The 15,391-nt window shown below is 41.8% G+C and carries 10 protein-coding genes and 1 pseudogene; 6 read left to right on the forward strand and 5 right to left on the reverse strand.

Translation table 11 applies throughout. From position 1 onward, the window contains the following. Positions 1-430 precede the first annotated feature (430 nt). Positions 431-1,051, forward strand: coding sequence for a TIGR00730 family Rossman fold protein (locus HHA41_RS11970; protein ID WP_168419396.1), 621 nt, complete (start codon positions 431-433; stop codon positions 1,049-1,051). A 138-nt stretch (positions 1,052-1,189) separates the two neighbouring features. On the opposite strand, the pseudogene HHA41_RS11975 reads toward HHA41_RS11970, so the two are convergent. Continuing rightward, positions 1,190-3,081 (reverse strand): annotated as a pseudogene (locus tag HHA41_RS11975) (choice-of-anchor I family protein). A gap of 182 nt (positions 3,082-3,263) precedes the next feature. Between HHA41_RS11975 and mdtD the strand changes: the two are divergent. From mdtD to HHA41_RS12000, 5 genes are all read left to right on the forward strand, one after another. Continuing rightward, entirely contained in the window at positions 3,264-4,655 is a 1,392-nt protein-coding gene (mdtD, locus tag HHA41_RS11980) for a multidrug transporter subunit MdtD (RefSeq protein WP_168461855.1), read from the forward strand. Between the two features lie 75 nt (positions 4,656-4,730). Then, positions 4,731-5,522 carry a GH25 family lysozyme gene (locus HHA41_RS11985; RefSeq protein WP_168461864.1) on the forward strand — a complete coding sequence of 264 codons (792 nt, stop codon included), beginning with the start codon at positions 4,731-4,733 and terminating at the stop codon, positions 5,520-5,522. A 34-nt stretch (positions 5,523-5,556) separates the two neighbouring features. Beyond that, a complete protein-coding gene (locus tag HHA41_RS11990; RefSeq protein ID WP_168461857.1) occupies positions 5,557-6,600 on the forward strand; it encodes an MBL fold metallo-hydrolase in 1,044 nt (347 codons plus the stop codon). 48 nt (positions 6,601-6,648) lie between these two features. Continuing rightward, entirely contained in the window at positions 6,649-7,704 is a 1,056-nt protein-coding gene (gene dinB, locus HHA41_RS11995) for a DNA polymerase IV (RefSeq protein WP_168419400.1), read from the forward strand. 440 nt (positions 7,705-8,144) lie between these two features. Further along, entirely contained in the window at positions 8,145-8,498 is a 354-nt protein-coding gene (locus HHA41_RS12000; protein ID WP_168461858.1) for a RidA family protein, read from the forward strand. Between the two features lie 121 nt (positions 8,499-8,619). On the opposite strand, the gene HHA41_RS12005 is transcribed toward HHA41_RS12000, so the two are convergent. The 4 genes from HHA41_RS12005 to HHA41_RS12020 all read right to left on the reverse strand — a co-directional run bounded on the left by HHA41_RS12005 (position 8,620) and on the right by HHA41_RS12020 (position 15,053). Beyond that, positions 8,620-9,162, reverse strand: coding sequence for a DUF2726 domain-containing protein (locus HHA41_RS12005; protein WP_168461859.1), 543 nt, complete (start codon positions 9,160-9,162; stop codon positions 8,620-8,622). Positions 9,163-9,506: 344 nt separating this feature from the next. Beyond that, positions 9,507-11,879 (reverse strand): YgiQ family radical SAM protein, encoded by a 2,373-nt coding sequence (locus HHA41_RS12010; protein WP_168461865.1) that lies wholly within the window; start codon positions 11,877-11,879, stop codon positions 9,507-9,509. Positions 11,880-12,072: 193 nt separating this feature from the next. Further along, the gene (locus HHA41_RS12015) at positions 12,073-13,269 is read right to left on the reverse strand and encodes an MFS transporter (RefSeq protein WP_168461860.1); all 1,197 of its coding nucleotides are present in this window, start codon (positions 13,267-13,269) and stop codon (positions 12,073-12,075) included. A 434-nt stretch (positions 13,270-13,703) separates the two neighbouring features. Then, positions 13,704-15,053, reverse strand: a complete 1,350-nt coding sequence (locus tag HHA41_RS12020) for an MFS transporter (RefSeq protein ID WP_168461862.1) — start codon at positions 15,051-15,053, stop codon at positions 13,704-13,706. Between the last annotated feature and the right edge of the window lie 338 nt (positions 15,054-15,391).

The raw sequence follows: 15,391 nt of genomic DNA on the forward strand, positions 1-15,391 counted from the left end.
TTAAGCTTTCAGTCAAGTATTTCATTGCAAGTTTTTTTAAAATTTAATACCTAAATTGTATATGTTTGACTATATTTATCAATATAATTATTTGCTATCAATCACTCCTGAATATCTAAAGCTGAATACGCCCAAAACGTATCCTGTATTGAAGCTAACTTGGCTTGCCTTTGCAGGCTTGACATCACATTAAAAAATATTCGTTCGGTGCGACTACTGCCACTGTCCATGACGATTCTATAGTTGTAAGACAAGCCTTGAGTATAGGAAAGTTTGCGCTGAGATTCATCCCCTTTTTTAGATGCAGCGCTGCTGTGTCACGGTAGAATCACAAATCTTTGCAAATTGAAAAGAAACGATCTGCGGGATTGTCATATTTCGGGACTAAGCTAGAGCCAAGAAAAAGAACATGTTATGGTGAAGAAAATAAATGAATAGCGTATCTAGAATGACCCAATATATGAATAATCCCTCTCCTCAGACGACTCAACCCTTGGTTGCCTTATATTGCGGCTCACGTGCTGGCAATAACCCGATTTATCAGGAAAAAGCAGTGCAATTGGCCAGAAAGCTGGCAGAACAAGGTTTTGGTATGGTCTATGGCGGTGCGAGTATTGGTTTAATGGGGCTGGTTGCAGACACCGTGGTACAACATGGTGGACAAGCTGTGGGGGTCATTCCTGAGTTTATGCTGGATTATGAAATTGCCCACAGTAATTTAACTGAATTACACGTGGTTAAAAGTATGCATGAACGCAAGGCGATGATGGCAGAGCGTGCCAGCGCCTTTGTAGCCTTGCCAGGTGGTTTAGGGACTTTTGAAGAGATTTTGGAAATTGCCACTTGGGGGCAATTGAATCAACACCAGAAACCGATGATTTTATATAACGTAAATGGCTTTTATGATGCCCTGATTCAGCAGTTAGATCATGCCGTACACGAGGGTTTTTTACCACCGCAGCACCGTGCCAAACTGATTGTTTGTAATCATTCACATAAAATTATTAATGCACTGAAAAACTTAGATTCACCACGTCATTTTGTGGGTTAAAGCGATTTATCTTTTAGCTCATTACTGCCCAAAAATTTAAGCGAGTCATAGACTCGCTTTTTTTCTGTTTTTTAAGGTGTTATTTACTCAATAAAAAAGAGAGCATCGCAATGCTCTCTTCAGTTTGTATTTCAGCTTTTACTCAATTAATTTAATTTGGTAAACCGCTGTCGTACCACTGACTTCATTACCTACGACCAAAAGAGGCTTACCATTTGGTGAGTCTTTGGCTGCAATAAAGGTTAAGCCTTCAGGGCCGAGGTTCGAATTTTCAACCGTAACAGCATTACCTTCCGCATCGAAAGATGAACGAGTTTCACCAAACTTACGATCATTAAAATATTCAACAAAGAAAGGCTGGGTTGGTTGGGTAATGTCATACACCATAATGCCCCCCATACGCTCCAATCCAATAAAAGCAAAGGTTTTTTGACCAATTTTACCTAAAGTAATACCTTCAGGTTCAGGTCCTTTATTGTCACTACGATCATCGACTTTTAATTCATCATGATTAGTATTAAAATATTCTGGAAATAATTCAGCAGTTATGTGCTCAAAGTCATTTTTCGAGTCCCAAACAATTTGTTTGGTTTTAGGATCTACAATACTAAATGAACGACCACCATAGGCATAAAGTTTGTCATAGGTCATTAAACCATCGCTATCTAGTACAGGCTCACCATTTTCATCTTTCTTGTAACCTTGCGTCCAAGTAATCGTTAAACGCCCCAATTGTGAATCTTTAATCAAATTATCTGCACAGACTTCATTGGTATCAGTCGTGGTACATGTTTTAAATACGCTTGAATCAAGCTTTGCACCTTTAACGCCAGACTTTAATAAACGTAAATGTGCAGCATAATCGCCATTGGTACGAAAGCCTTTACTATTAAATAAGTGTTTAACACGAATTTCTTCTGCATAACCTTGAGTTAGATCATCTGTACCAAAATATAAGTCTTCATCAACCAACCATTCACGTGCATCACCTTCATTTGCAGTGACCAAATAGCTTTGTCCATTGGCTTGGTATTGTGCAATTGCATCTGGCATATACATGCCGTATAAACCTGGCCAAGCCTGAATATTAATCATTCCTTCATCTTTAGCACAGGCTGTAATCGTATTTCCGTTATGGTCTTGTTTACCTACAACACAATCACGATCGCCAGCATCTAAAGCATTTTCAGCTAAGCCAAAGTCTTTATAGCCCAACGGGAAAATATCGACCACTTGGTCTTGAACCAAATCAATCACAGCAATCGCATTATTTTCTTGTAAGCTTGCCCAAGCAGTTTTACCATCATCACTCACGGCGATATATTCAGGTTCTAAATCTTGCGCAACAGTCGCATTTGGACCAAAGATACGCACGCCCGCATCTAATAATTCCTGCTTACGTGTATTCCATGCCTGAAAATCTGCAGTTCTTACCGTAGGCTTAGCAATATCCGTCAAATTAATAATACTGATGGAACCTTCTGGATCAATGGCGTAGCCCTCATTTGGCTCACCTTCATTGGCAACCAAAACTTTTTTCCATCTGGGGTAAAAGTTAGCATATCAGGCAATGCACCAACTTCAACTTTGCTGATAAAACTCAGGTCTTTAGCCTTAAAGAATGCCACGATGCCTTTATCAGTTTTAGGTGTCGCCTGAACGGCTAAAGCCACAATACCTTGATGTACCGCTACACTATTCACTTCAGAATTCGCCAAATGAGCCTTGGCATCTAAGCTATCAAGCTTAACAGGTGTATTTGGATTGGTTAAATCGAGTACATCAACCACACCATTTTTAGCATTCACAACAAATAAACGTTTGCTTTGAGCATCATAAGCAGGGATTTCCGCTGCACTCGCACCAAAAACTTGTGCATCGTATATCCCTAAGCGCTCCAAACTAATTGTTGTTGGTGTATCTTCAACAACTTCTTCAACTTTTACTGGAATAGGATCGTTATCATCGTTACATCCCACCATCCCCACAGACAATAAAGCCAACATTAATGCAGAAATTTGCGTTTTCATAAATTACTCGTCATTTTTCTAAATGCACCCAACTTACAAACTCAAAGTGAATAATCCGTGACAGGTAGATGACGATTTCATGGCATTTTTTTGAATTTTCAACACTTTTCATGTTTTTTGAGGTTCTGCCCGTGTATCACTGAAATGGTTTAAACTAAGCCAAATGCCCATTTCCCCGAGTTATGAACCAGACACCCACCCATCAAGCCTTGCATCCTGAATACCGACTATTGGTTTTTCTGGTTTCGATTGGCTTTTTTATGCAGGCGCTAGACACTACCATCGTCAATACTGCCATTCCCGCCATGGCACACAGTCTGAATGAAGACCCTTTGCGCATGCATAGCGTGGTGGTGGCGTATGTACTTTCGGTGGCTGCCTGTATTCCATTAAGTGGCTGGTTGGCAGACCGTTTTGGGGTACGCAATACCTATTTTGCCGCGATTATTATTTTCACTTTGGCATCATTAGGTTGTGCAGCAGCGCAAAGCTTGAATGAATTGCTGATTTATCGGGTCATTCAAGGCATAGGTGGGGCTTTACTCTTGCCTGTTGGGCGCTTGGCAATGCTAAAAATCATTCCACGCACCCAGTTTTTATCAGCCATGAGTCTGATGAGTCTTGCAGGCTTAATTGGCCCCTTAATTGGTCCAACCCTTGGCGGCTGGTTGGTGGAAGCTGCGTCTTGGCACTGGATTTTCCTGATCAATATTCCTATGGGCATATTGGGCTGCTGGATTTGTGTCAAAGCCATGCCTAACCTCACCGAAGCAAGCGTGAAAAGCTTCGATCTTTGGGGCTTTATTTTACTGGTACTTGCCATGGCAGGCTTATCACTGGGCATTGAAAACTTGGCAAATCAACAACAAAGTATTCTATGGAGCGTGGCGTTATTAATCATTGGTGCACTGGCTGCAGCAGCTTATGCACGACATGCACATACGCATCAAAATGCCTTGTTTCGCAGTGATTTATTCCGCCACCGTATTTATGCCATTGGTATTTTAGGCAATTTCTTTGCCCGTTTTGGTGGCAATGCCATGCCTTTTATTATGCCCATCATGCTACAAGTGGCTTTCGGCTTTGAACCCTTCATCACAGGTTTGATGATGATTCCCACCGTACTCGGTTCTCTGGTCTCTAAACCGATTATCCGCCCTTTAATTCAACGCTTTGGCTATCGTCAGTTTCTACTGACCAATACCTTACTAGTTGGGGCATGTATTGCCAGTTTTGCGCTGACCACCGCTGAAACTGCCACATGGTTACGGGCGCTGCACTTCTTTATTTTTGGGGTACTGAATTCTCTGCAATTTGTGGGCATGAACACCCTTACCCTAAAAGATTTGCCTGCACAGGATGCCAGCAGCGGTAACAGTTTTTTATCTATGATTATGATGCTATCCATGAGTATTGGTGTGGCTTTGGCAGGCACATTAGTCAATGCCTTTAGTTCCTATTACGGCGCAGAACAACTGACTCATGCCTTTCATGCCACTTTAATCTGTTTGGGTGTTTTAAATATTCTGGCATTTATGGTGTTTTGGAAAATTCCGAGACATACTGCGGTTTAAAACGCTCTCAAAAATCACATAGTACTGAGCCATCCTGCGGGTTATGATAGATCTTTGCTCAGCCCAAATCTGAATATGCGCAAACCATCTCGTCCACACGCCAGCTCCAAGTTTACGCCGCACTATCGCATTGCAATTGGCGTAATAGGTAGTGCGATTTTGGCGGTATTCATATATTTCGGTATTCTGCGACAGTCCCCTGCTGCTGCACAGGACTATCCTATTCAGGGTTTTGATGTATCCCATCATCAAGGGGAAATTCAGTGGCATAAAATCTCGCCACAAAAATATGCCTTTGTCTATTTAAAAGCTACCGAAGGCGGTGACTTTAAAGACCAAAAATTTCAGCACAACTGGCTCAAAGCCCGTGAACGTGGTTTTTTGGTCGGTGCCTATCATTTTTATCGGCTATGTCGTGATGGAAAAACTCAGGCAGAAAACTTTATGAACACGGTGCCCAAAAAGCAGGACAGCCTACCACCTGTCATTGATTTGGAATATGACAGCAACTGCATCAACACCTACACCAAAGAGCAGTTACTCAAAGAAATTCAAAGCATGCACGATGCCCTGTATCAGCACTATGAAAAACAGCCTATTTTTTATGTATCCAAAGCCTTCTACAATATGGTATTGACCGAAAGTTTTGCCCATACACCGCTGTGGGTCAGAGAATATCATGGCAAACCACAACTGGCAGGTCAGCCCAAATGGCTGTTCTGGCAACATACTAATCAAGGTAAAATTGCAGGGATTGCCACACGGGTAGACCTGAATGTTTTTTATGGCAATGCCAAACAATGGCAACAGTTTTTAGACAGTTATGCTATTCAGCCTTTAAACCTTGAAGCCTCGCCAAAAAAATAACAAGATAGCGGCATCACAATAAAAAAATACCACCATGAAAATCATCAAAGGACTGCTTTGGGCGGTGCTCGCTCTCAGTATTTGCTTAGGATTCGCACTCTTTTACCTACTACAACCTGTAGGCAAAGTAGAACAGTTTGCTGCTTGGCAATACCAACCGAGTCACCCGACAACATCAAACAACACCACATCTGAGACAACAAATACTGGCTTAAAGGTTCATTATTTTGGTGTGTCCACCTTATTATTTGATGATGGTGACAGCCAAATTTTAATTGATGGGTTTTTCAGTCGTCCGTCATTATCACAGGTTATGTTTAGCCGACTGCAAAGCCAGCCCGATCTGCTTAACAGTTTGATTCAACAACATCAATTGCAACGCACTCGGGCGATTTTAGTCACACATTCACACTATGATCATAGTCTGGATTTGCCATTTTTGGCGCAGCAACTACAGCACAGCCAAATTATCGGTTCAAACAGCAGTTTAAATATTGCCCGTGCAGCAAAGATTCCTGAAACTCGTTTAAGCCACGTCAATCCTGTGCAACCTTTTCAGATTGGAAAGTTCAAAATTACAGCCATTCCTTCACAGCACACACCTGCCACAGCCGTCAACAATGATTTAGGTGAACAGATCACCCACCCCTTACATTTACCTGCCCGTTTTTATGAATTTAAAGAAGGTGGCAGTTTCGACTATTACATTCAGCATCCTGAACAAAATATTTTGGTCAAAGCCAGCACAGGAGCCATTCCTAAACAACTACAACATTTGCAGGTCAACACCCTATTTTTGGGCATTGCACAACTTTCCAAACAATCTACGACCTTTCAGCAGCAGTATTTAAATGAAACACTGGGCACCCTACAACCAAGCGTGGTCATTCCAATTCACTGGGATAATTTTTTTCTGCCATTATCTCAAACTTTGCAATTTTTACCCCGCATTGCTGACCACGGGCCACGCAGCATGCAAAGCCTAATTGAATATGCCGAATCGCAAAACACGCAGGTGATTTTGTTAGATACCACTACGCCTTATCCGCTGCGTCAGAAGCTACACCCTGCTTCCTAAACATGCGATACTGTTGAAATCTACACGATTCAACTATTGTTCTGTACCATGCGAAAAATCATTCATATTGATATGGATGCCTTTTATGCATCTGTCGAGCTGCGCAGTCGCCCCGAGCTACGACATTTGCCTGTGGTGATTGCCTCACATCATCCACGTGCGGTAATTGCGGCAGCGTCTTATCCTGCGCGTGAGTTTGGTTTACGCTCGGCCATGTCAATGTCACAAGCCCGCAAACGCTGCCCGCAAGTGGTGGTACTAGAACCCAATTTTGCCCTGTACCGTGAAGTCTCTGCACAAATTCATCAAATATTTCAGCGTTATACGCCACTGATCGAACCTTTGTCTTTAGATGAAGCCTATTTAGATGTCACAGAAAATTTACAGCACATTCCAAGTGCAACCGAAGTTGCGATGCGGATTCGGGAAGATATTTTTCAATGCACAGGCTTAACAGCTTCGGCAGGGGTTGCGCCAAATAAATTTTTAGCCAAAATCGCCTCTGACTGGCACAAACCCAATGGCATTTGTGTCATTAAACCCAGTCAAGTACAGCAATTTATTCAAGACTTACCGCTCAAGAAAATTCCTGGCGTAGGTAAAGTTACTCAGGAAAAACTCAAAAGTCTGAACTTAACCACTTTGGGTGATTTACAACATATTGAAGAAAATATTCTGATTCATCATTTTGGCAAATACGGCCAGCGCCTATTTTTATTTGCACAAGGTATAGATGAACGTCCTGTACAAGCAGAACGTGAACGCCAACAAATTTCTAAGGAAATTACCTTTGATGATGATTTAACCCTAGCGGAATGTACTGGCTACTGGTCAGGTTTAATCGATCAGGTTTGGCGCAGTTTAGAAAAAAAGCATTATGTCGCACATGGCGTCTCCGCCAAACTGAAACTCAAAAACTTTCAGGTCTTACAGCACAGTAAAAGTTTTAAACAGCCATTGTCCAGTAAAAAGGACTTGGAGGATGTATTGCAAATACTCCTGGCTGAAATGCGTATCGCACCGCAAGATCAATTTCGTTTAATTGGTGTCGGACTATATCAGCTAAGCCCTGCTGAAGAACAAGCACAATTGTCCTTACTTTAAACATTTTAAACCCTGTTAATTACTGTACTTTTGAATGTAGTGATTTTCAGCCTCAATCAACACTCAGTGCTACCCATTTGTATAAAATTCAGACAAACGAATAAAAATAAAACAATTTGCACTTCACAGTAGGGCTTTTTAGAGTAATCTATGCGCGCGATGTATTTATCCGTACATACGCTGAGATGCCAAAAATCACCATTACTTTTGGCATACTTGTCCTGTGATTGGCGTGACGATCAAATCCGAAGATTACAGGACAACTCTGCGCTTGGCACTTCGCCCAATCGAACACACCCTCTCCATATCTTCTTCTGATCAAACAGCTCAATTCTTCTAAATCTTACTTAAAGTGGCATCGCTTCTATTTTCCAATAAATTGCCAACCTCTATAATAGTGCACGCTTTAACCCTATTGTTTGGTGCAAGGATCACATTCCATGGCTGTACAACGTCTGCATGTTCAACAACGTTATTCTGAAATTGCCATTTCAGGCAATTTAGTGCATTTGGCAGGACAATTGGCTGAAGACACACAGCAAGATATTTATGGCCAGACACAGCAAACTTTAGCGATGATAGACCGTTTACTGGCAGATGCAGGGACCGATAAATCTCAGATTATGTCGGTGATGATTTTTCTGAAAGACATAGAACGTGATTATGCCGCTATGAATAGCGTCTGGGATGCGTGGGTGGCAGACATTCAAGCCTTGCCGCGTACTTGTGTAGAAGCCAAGCTGTATCACCCCGATGTTTTGGTGGAAATGACTGTGGTTGCAGTCAAACCTTAATCCCAACCAAACCTAAAAACAGATGCGATTAAATCAAGAGTCACAGCTAATCCAAAAAATCAGCATGTCATGACGACATGCTGATTCATATGATCGATCAAGCAATTTTAGCTGCAACGGCTTAGCCCAAAACTTTCACCTTATGGCGTACAGAATGTGCTAAAAAATCATACTTCTTTAGCGCAGTATCCAAATCTTCTAAATCTGCATAAGATGATGATGACTGCCCAAAAGCTTCGCGTAATTCGTGATATTCTGGCACTTCTTCATAACGCAGCACTTTATAGCCCGCCAAACGCAATAACTCATCCTGATATTGTGCATTACGACTACGTTTCAGCATTAAAACATCATCTAAAGCGACAATCGCCACCACTTGATTGTTTGCATCTAGCACCACAAAGTCAGCCACCATATTACGGTATTTATGGCGAGTACGGGAAAATTTCGTGGTCAGCAAGGCATCAAAAGACACATGCGCCAATACGGTATGCTTAGGTAAAATTTCTTGCAAACGTGTATAGGTCAGTTGTTCATTCAAACTGAAAATCGCACGTTGCTTCAGTGCACTGTCCTGAGGTTTTTCTTTATTTTCCAAACTCTTTACCGTCATCAAGAGAAAGAAAATAAGTATAAAAACCCCTATCAAAAAATAAATGGTCATAATTCATTCCTTAAAATCATTTTTATAGTTGTTTCGGCTTCATGCCGATTTTTTCATCAAATCAGTATATAACACGCTTTTTTATTTAAGCATTCAATTTATGAAACTACATGCAACACTCACAAAACCATCATAGAAATAGACGTTTTGTTTCACAAGCTAGCCTTTTGTCTAAGTGCTGTAGCATATAGCAGCGTGCTTTTTATCTTCGTATGTCTGTACTGTATAACATGCTTAAAAAACAATGCAATGCTTAAGCATTTCGATTGTCGAACAATTCCGATGAAATGAAAATACCTATAAAAAAGGACGCAGCAGCGTCCTTTGGTCAGTTCCGAATTAACTTAAGCTCTAGATTTTGGCTTAGATTTTTTCTGTGAAAATGGACGTTTTTCGCCTGTTTCACGAGGTGGCAAACCCGTGTGCTGAGTCAAAATCTGCCCTTTCTTCGGACGATTACTATTCTGACCACGGTTGCCAGTTTGACCTGTTCGTTTTTGCGAATCACCCGCTACTGTTGAATTTTTCTTACGTACAGATTGATATTGCCCTTCTGTGCCTTGCGGTTGATAGGTCGGAATCAAATGCTGTTTAGAATTACCAATCAGATCGGCACGCCCCATTTCTTTTAAAGCTTCGCGTAGCAACGGCCAGTTATTCGGATCATGGTAACGCAAGAAAGCCTTATGCAAACGACGACGCTTTTCGCCTTTTACAATATCTACGTTTTCAGTATAACGCGCCACTTTAGCCAGTGGGTTTTTACCGGTGTAGTACATGGTTGAAGCCGTCGCCATTGGCGATGGATAGAAAGTTTGCACCTGATCGGCACGGAAACCATTCTTTTTCAGCCATAAGGCCAAATTCATCATGTCGTAGTCGGTGGTACCCGGATGCGCAGCAATAAAGTACGGAATCAAATATTGCTCTTTACCTGCTTCCTTACTGAAACGATCAAACATCTGTTTAAAGCGATCATAAGTTCCGATGCCCGGTTTCATCATCTTAGATAATGGACCTTTTTCGGTATGTTCAGGCGCAATTTTCAAATAACCACCCACGTGATGCGTCACCAACTCACGAACATATTCAGGGTTCAACACCGCCAAGTCATAACGCAAGCCTGAACCAATCAGAATTTTCTTAATGCCTTTCAACTCACGCGCTTTGCGATACAACTGAGTTAATGGCGCATGGTCGGTATGTAAATTTTGGCATACGCCTGGGAATACACAGGATGGTTTACGGCAATTCTTTTCAATTTCTGGGTCTTTACAGTGCAAACGATACATATTGGCCGTTGGACCGCCCAAGTCTGAAATAATGCCTGTGAACCCAGGGGCAGTATCACGAATTTTTTCGACTTCACGCAAAATCGATTCTTCAGAACGGTTTTGAATAATCCGTCCCTCATGTTCGGTAATTGAACAGAATGTACAACCACCAAAACAACCACGCATGATATTGACCGAAAACTTGATCATGTCAAAGGCTGGGAAACGTGCATTACCATAAGCTGGATGCGGCAAACGTGCATACGGTAAATCGAACACATAGTCCATTTCTTCAGTGGTCAATGGAATAGGTGGTGCATTCAACCACACATCACGTTCACCATGCTTTTGTACCAACGCGCGGGCATTACCTGGGTTGGTTTCTAAATGCAGAATACGGTTAGCATGTGCATACAACACAGGATCTGCGCTGACTTCTTCAAAAGAAGGCAAACGAATGACAGCCAGCTCACGTGGTGGTAATTTGTGTTTAATGGCTTTAGATGCAGGTTGCAATTGTACAATCTGGGTATCTGCATCCAACTGATCGCCTTCACGCACAATCGGATTGTTCACCACATCTTTTTGGAAATTTTGATATTGGGCAAGCTTGTTGCCTTTTTCTTTTTCAATCTCACAACCGTCTAAATCTTCGGTCATCACATAAGGGTTGATGATTGGATCGACACGCCCTACGCTGTCCACATCATTCGATGCAATTTCAACAAATTTGGCTTTGGCCGCACGGTTATGTTTATTAATAATAAATGCGGTTCCACGTACATCGGTAATGTCATGGATTTTTTCACCCTTAGCCAAACGGTGCATGACTTCAATAATGGAACGCTCGCCATTGCCGTACATCAGCAAGTCTGCTTTAGAATCCATTAAAATGGAGCGACGAACTTTGTCTGACCAATAGTCATAATGTGCAATACGACGCAAAGAGCCTTCAATCCCGCCAAGTAAAACAGGCACATCAGGAAAAGCTTCACGACAGCGCTGACAGTACACGGTTGCAGCACGGTCTGGACGTTTATTCGGTACATTGTCTGGTGAATAAGCATCGTCAGAACGGATTTTTCGGTCTGCAGTATAGCGGTTGATCATCGAATCCATATTGCCTGCGGTAACGCCCCAAGCAATGGTTGGCTTACCTAAGACCCGAAACGACTCCACATTGGTCCAGTCTGGTTGTGCGATAATCCCAACACGAAAGCCCTGTGCTTCAAGCACACGACCAATCACCCCTGACACAAAAGAAGGATGATCAATATAGGCATCGCCACAAACTAGAATAAAATCGCAGGCATCCCAACCCAGCTGATCCATTTCTTCGCGTGACATCGGCAAAAATGGCGCAGGCTCAAAACATGACGCCCAGTATTTATCGTAATCAAACAACGCTTTGGGTGCGGTCTGAGCAGTATAAGCAGTAGACATGGCTTGCAATTCTCGGCTGGCAAGTGGAAGATCGGTAGTCATCAAAGATGAAAGCCGATCATTTTAGCATGAATTCCGTTCATCTTGCTTGATTAAAAAATATGCAAAATCAGGTGGCTAATTTTTATTAATTTTGTGTAGGTAAAGGATCATTAAATTAATCAACACAGCCGAAATTGCATCAAGCCATCGTTCAGACTTTTGCTTTTAAACGCCATGCACCCAGCAAAGCCAAGCCTAAAACCAGACTCATCACCCAAGTTAATCCTGTCCAACCCCATTGTTCCCAAATCAGCCCGCTGCCACTGCCCAACAAACTGGAACCCATGTAATAACTAAATAAGTATAAAGATGAGCCTACCGCACGATATTGCAGTGCCTGAATTGACACCCAACTGCTGGCCGTAGAATGCGCTGCAAAAAAGGCAAAGGTAAATAAGAGTAAAGCAAGTAATACCACCACCAAATGTGCAATCGACATCAGCCAAAGTGCAGCAAGCATCAGTACGATCACCACTGGCAATACCCGTTCACGCCCGATCCGATTCCCCCAACTTGCCGCACGCGGTGAACTATAAATGCCTGCCAAGTAGGCAATTGAAATCACCCCAATCCAAACTTGAGAAAGCTCAAATGGTTTGGCTAACAAGTAGTAACTAATATAGTTAAAGATACTGACAAAACAGCCCATCAACAAAAAGCCCTGCAGAAACAGGATTCTTAATTTACGGTCTGCTAAATTGGCCACAAAGGCATCTTTAAAACGTGATAAGCGAATTGGATACGCTGTAAAATTTTTGGATGCAGGCAAGAGTAAATAAAAGATAATTGCAATGATCAGGTTTAATCCACCAATCACCAAAGTTGCCGTTTGCCAAGAAACAAAATCAACCAAAACCCCTGCAATTAAACGGCCACTCATACCACCAATCGCTGTGCCTGAAATATACAGCCCCATAACAAAGCCAATATCTTGCTGCTGAATTTCTTCGCCAATATAGGTCATAGCGACAGCAGCAACACCACTAACAGCAATACCAATCAAAACGCGGGTACTTAAAAAGAACGACCAAATGGGCAATAAAGCACTCAAAATCAGCAAAATTGAAGCAAGAAATAACGCCAGTACCATAATGGGTTTTCGCCCAAAACGATCTGAAATAAAGCCTGTAAATAACAGACCTACAGCTAAGGCCACCGTAGAAAATGACAGCGGAAAACTACTTTGCGTTGGCGTAACGTTAAAAAAATCTGCCAAAATTGGCATCATCGGCTGCACGCAATACAAAATCGAAAAAGAGGCAAACCCTGCTAAAAACAGTGAAAAAAGAATTGCCTTAAACGGTTTTGAGCCATACTGAATATGAGATGCTGCAGACAAATCAGACATATTTACTCCCAGATTAGTCTCAGTATACGCCTGTTTATACACAAAAATAAGTTCAGTATTTTATCATTTGCTCAAAACTATCGGTTTCGGCTGAATCCAAACCCACATAGCCTTGTCAGTTTTTGCTTACAACGACTGCCGCCATTAGATGCTAGGCAGCCGAGTGCAGCTTTGATATTCTTAAATCATCAGGAAACAGGACGTTTCCCAAACAGAAAACAACAATAATATGTTTGCGCATCAGGATCGTGAGGTACGACAGGAGTTATACCTAAAACACGAAATACAAAGAAACCCCGTCAGGATGATGGGGTTTCTTTTTATCTGCATATTTTATCTATGCTTTTATTGGCAATTTTATCTATTTTTAATCAATACAATCCATAAAAAATCCCCAAGCAACGTTGAGGATTTTTTATGATCAGAACTTCAAATTAAGCTTTTGCGGCTACTGCTTTGCCAGCTTTAATTTGTTCAGCTTCATCTTCATTCATGATTAAGGCAACAGCAATTGCAGTAATCAAGACAGGTAAACCTACGGCCATGAAATTGAAGTGAGCGGGCAAGTTCATGCCCAACAAACCGCCAATTAAGATTGGCCCTACAATCGCACCCATACGGCCAATCGCAGATGACCAACCAATCCCTGTAGAACGTACTGCAAGTGGGTAATATTGTGCGACATAGCTATATAGCAACATTTGTGAGCCTATTGAAGCCGCGCCTGCCAAAAATACCAAGATGTAAAGTAGGAACTGATTAGACTGGAAGCCCATTAAGCTCATCACCAACGCACCCATGATGCCTAAGAACATTAACACAGGTTTTAGATGGAAACGGTCTGCTAAAATACCACCACCCACAATACCCACAACTGCACCTACGTTCATCACCATCATGAACATTAAGCTGTTGTCCATCGAGTAGCCAGCTGCCATCATCAATTTAGGCAACCAACTGCTAAGCGCATACATGGTTAATAAGCACGTAAAGAATGCCAACCAGAACAATAGTGTATTGACTGCACGACCACGTTTAAACAAGCTCACCACATTGGCCGCTTCTGGCACATCTGCTTGGTACAATTCAAATGTTGTGTCTTGCGTAATTTTCAAATCTGGTGCTAAACACGCCACAATTGGACGTGCTTGATCTTGCTTGTTTTCTTTTACAATAAAAGTCAAAGACTCAGGTAAGAATTTCCAAATCACAGGCAATAAAAATAATGGAATCCCTGCAATAAAGAACATAATTTCCCAACCAAAACTTGGGGTAAACCATGAGCCGAGTAATGCAGCCATTACACCACCAACCGCATAACCACTGAACATCGTGGTAACGAGCGTACTACGCATAGTTTTAGGTGCATATTCTGAAGTTAATGCCACCAAGTTTGGCATTACACCGCCAATCCCTAGACCCGCCAAGAAACGTAAAATTGCAAACTCAGTGGGATTAGAAGCAAAACCACCCGCAAAGGTTAAACCACTAAATAGCACAATACAGATCATGATGACTTTCTTACGGCCAATTTTATCGGCCAAAGAACCAAAAATCATGGCACCAAACATCATACCTGCCAAGGCAGTACTGGCAAGCATACCCGCCTGAACAGCACTCAAGCCCCATTCATCCATCAATAATGGCAAAACAACGCCATTAATTGCCAAGTCGTAGCCATCAAATAAAATGATCAGTAGACACCATGCCACGACATTAAAATGAAATGGTTTGAATTTTGCGTGATCAATGACATCATTCACGTTAATTGCTTGATGTGCCATTCCTCACCTCCTGTGAGCTGTGTTTCAGTGAACTCAAATAGCGTTTTTTACAGTGAAGACTTTCATTTTTATCAGTCATCCATGTCCACTTTGCTATTCAAGTAGATTGTGTAACTTTCACACAAAACAAGGGAAGTAAAAATTCAACATTAGTCTAAATCCTTTTATTAATTATGGATTTAATGTTGTTTTTACAAAATTAAAATGTGATTATTATTCTTAACATTTTATTTTATCCATAAAAAAACACCCTCAACGTTAGTTGAGGGTGTTTAGAATAATGAGCTGGCGATGACTTACTCTCACATGGGTAACCCCACACTACCATCAGCGCGAAG

It is taken from the genome of Acinetobacter sp. A1 (assembly GCF_012371315.1).
In the GTDB taxonomy this organism is placed as follows: domain Bacteria; phylum Pseudomonadota; class Gammaproteobacteria; order Pseudomonadales; family Moraxellaceae; genus Acinetobacter.

What these genes read in the sequence shown, in the direction of transcription:
- HHA41_RS12005 (WP_168461859.1), bottom strand. Translation starts at nt 9,162, where the DNA reads ATGACCATTTATTTTTTGATAGGGGTTTTTATACTTATTTTCTTTCTC.
- HHA41_RS11970 (WP_168419396.1), top strand. Translation starts at nt 431, where the DNA reads ATGAATAGCGTATCTAGAATGACCCAATATATGAATAATCCCTCTCCT.
- HHA41_RS11985 (WP_168461864.1), top strand. Translation starts at nt 4,731, where the DNA reads ATGCGCAAACCATCTCGTCCACACGCCAGCTCCAAGTTTACGCCGCAC.
- HHA41_RS12010 (WP_168461865.1), bottom strand. Translation starts at nt 11,879, where the DNA reads ATGTCTACTGCTTATACTGCTCAGACCGCACCCAAAGCGTTGTTTGAT.
- dinB (WP_168419400.1), top strand. Translation starts at nt 6,649, where the DNA reads ATGCGAAAAATCATTCATATTGATATGGATGCCTTTTATGCATCTGTC.
- HHA41_RS12020 (WP_168461862.1), bottom strand. Translation starts at nt 15,053, where the DNA reads ATGGCACATCAAGCAATTAACGTGAATGATGTCATTGATCACGCAAAA.
- HHA41_RS11990 (WP_168461857.1), top strand. Translation starts at nt 5,557, where the DNA reads ATGAAAATCATCAAAGGACTGCTTTGGGCGGTGCTCGCTCTCAGTATT.
- HHA41_RS12015 (WP_168461860.1), bottom strand. Translation starts at nt 13,269, where the DNA reads ATGTCTGATTTGTCTGCAGCATCTCATATTCAGTATGGCTCAAAACCG.
- mdtD (WP_168461855.1), top strand. Translation starts at nt 3,264, where the DNA reads ATGAACCAGACACCCACCCATCAAGCCTTGCATCCTGAATACCGACTA.
- HHA41_RS12000 (WP_168461858.1), top strand. Translation starts at nt 8,145, where the DNA reads ATGGCTGTACAACGTCTGCATGTTCAACAACGTTATTCTGAAATTGCC.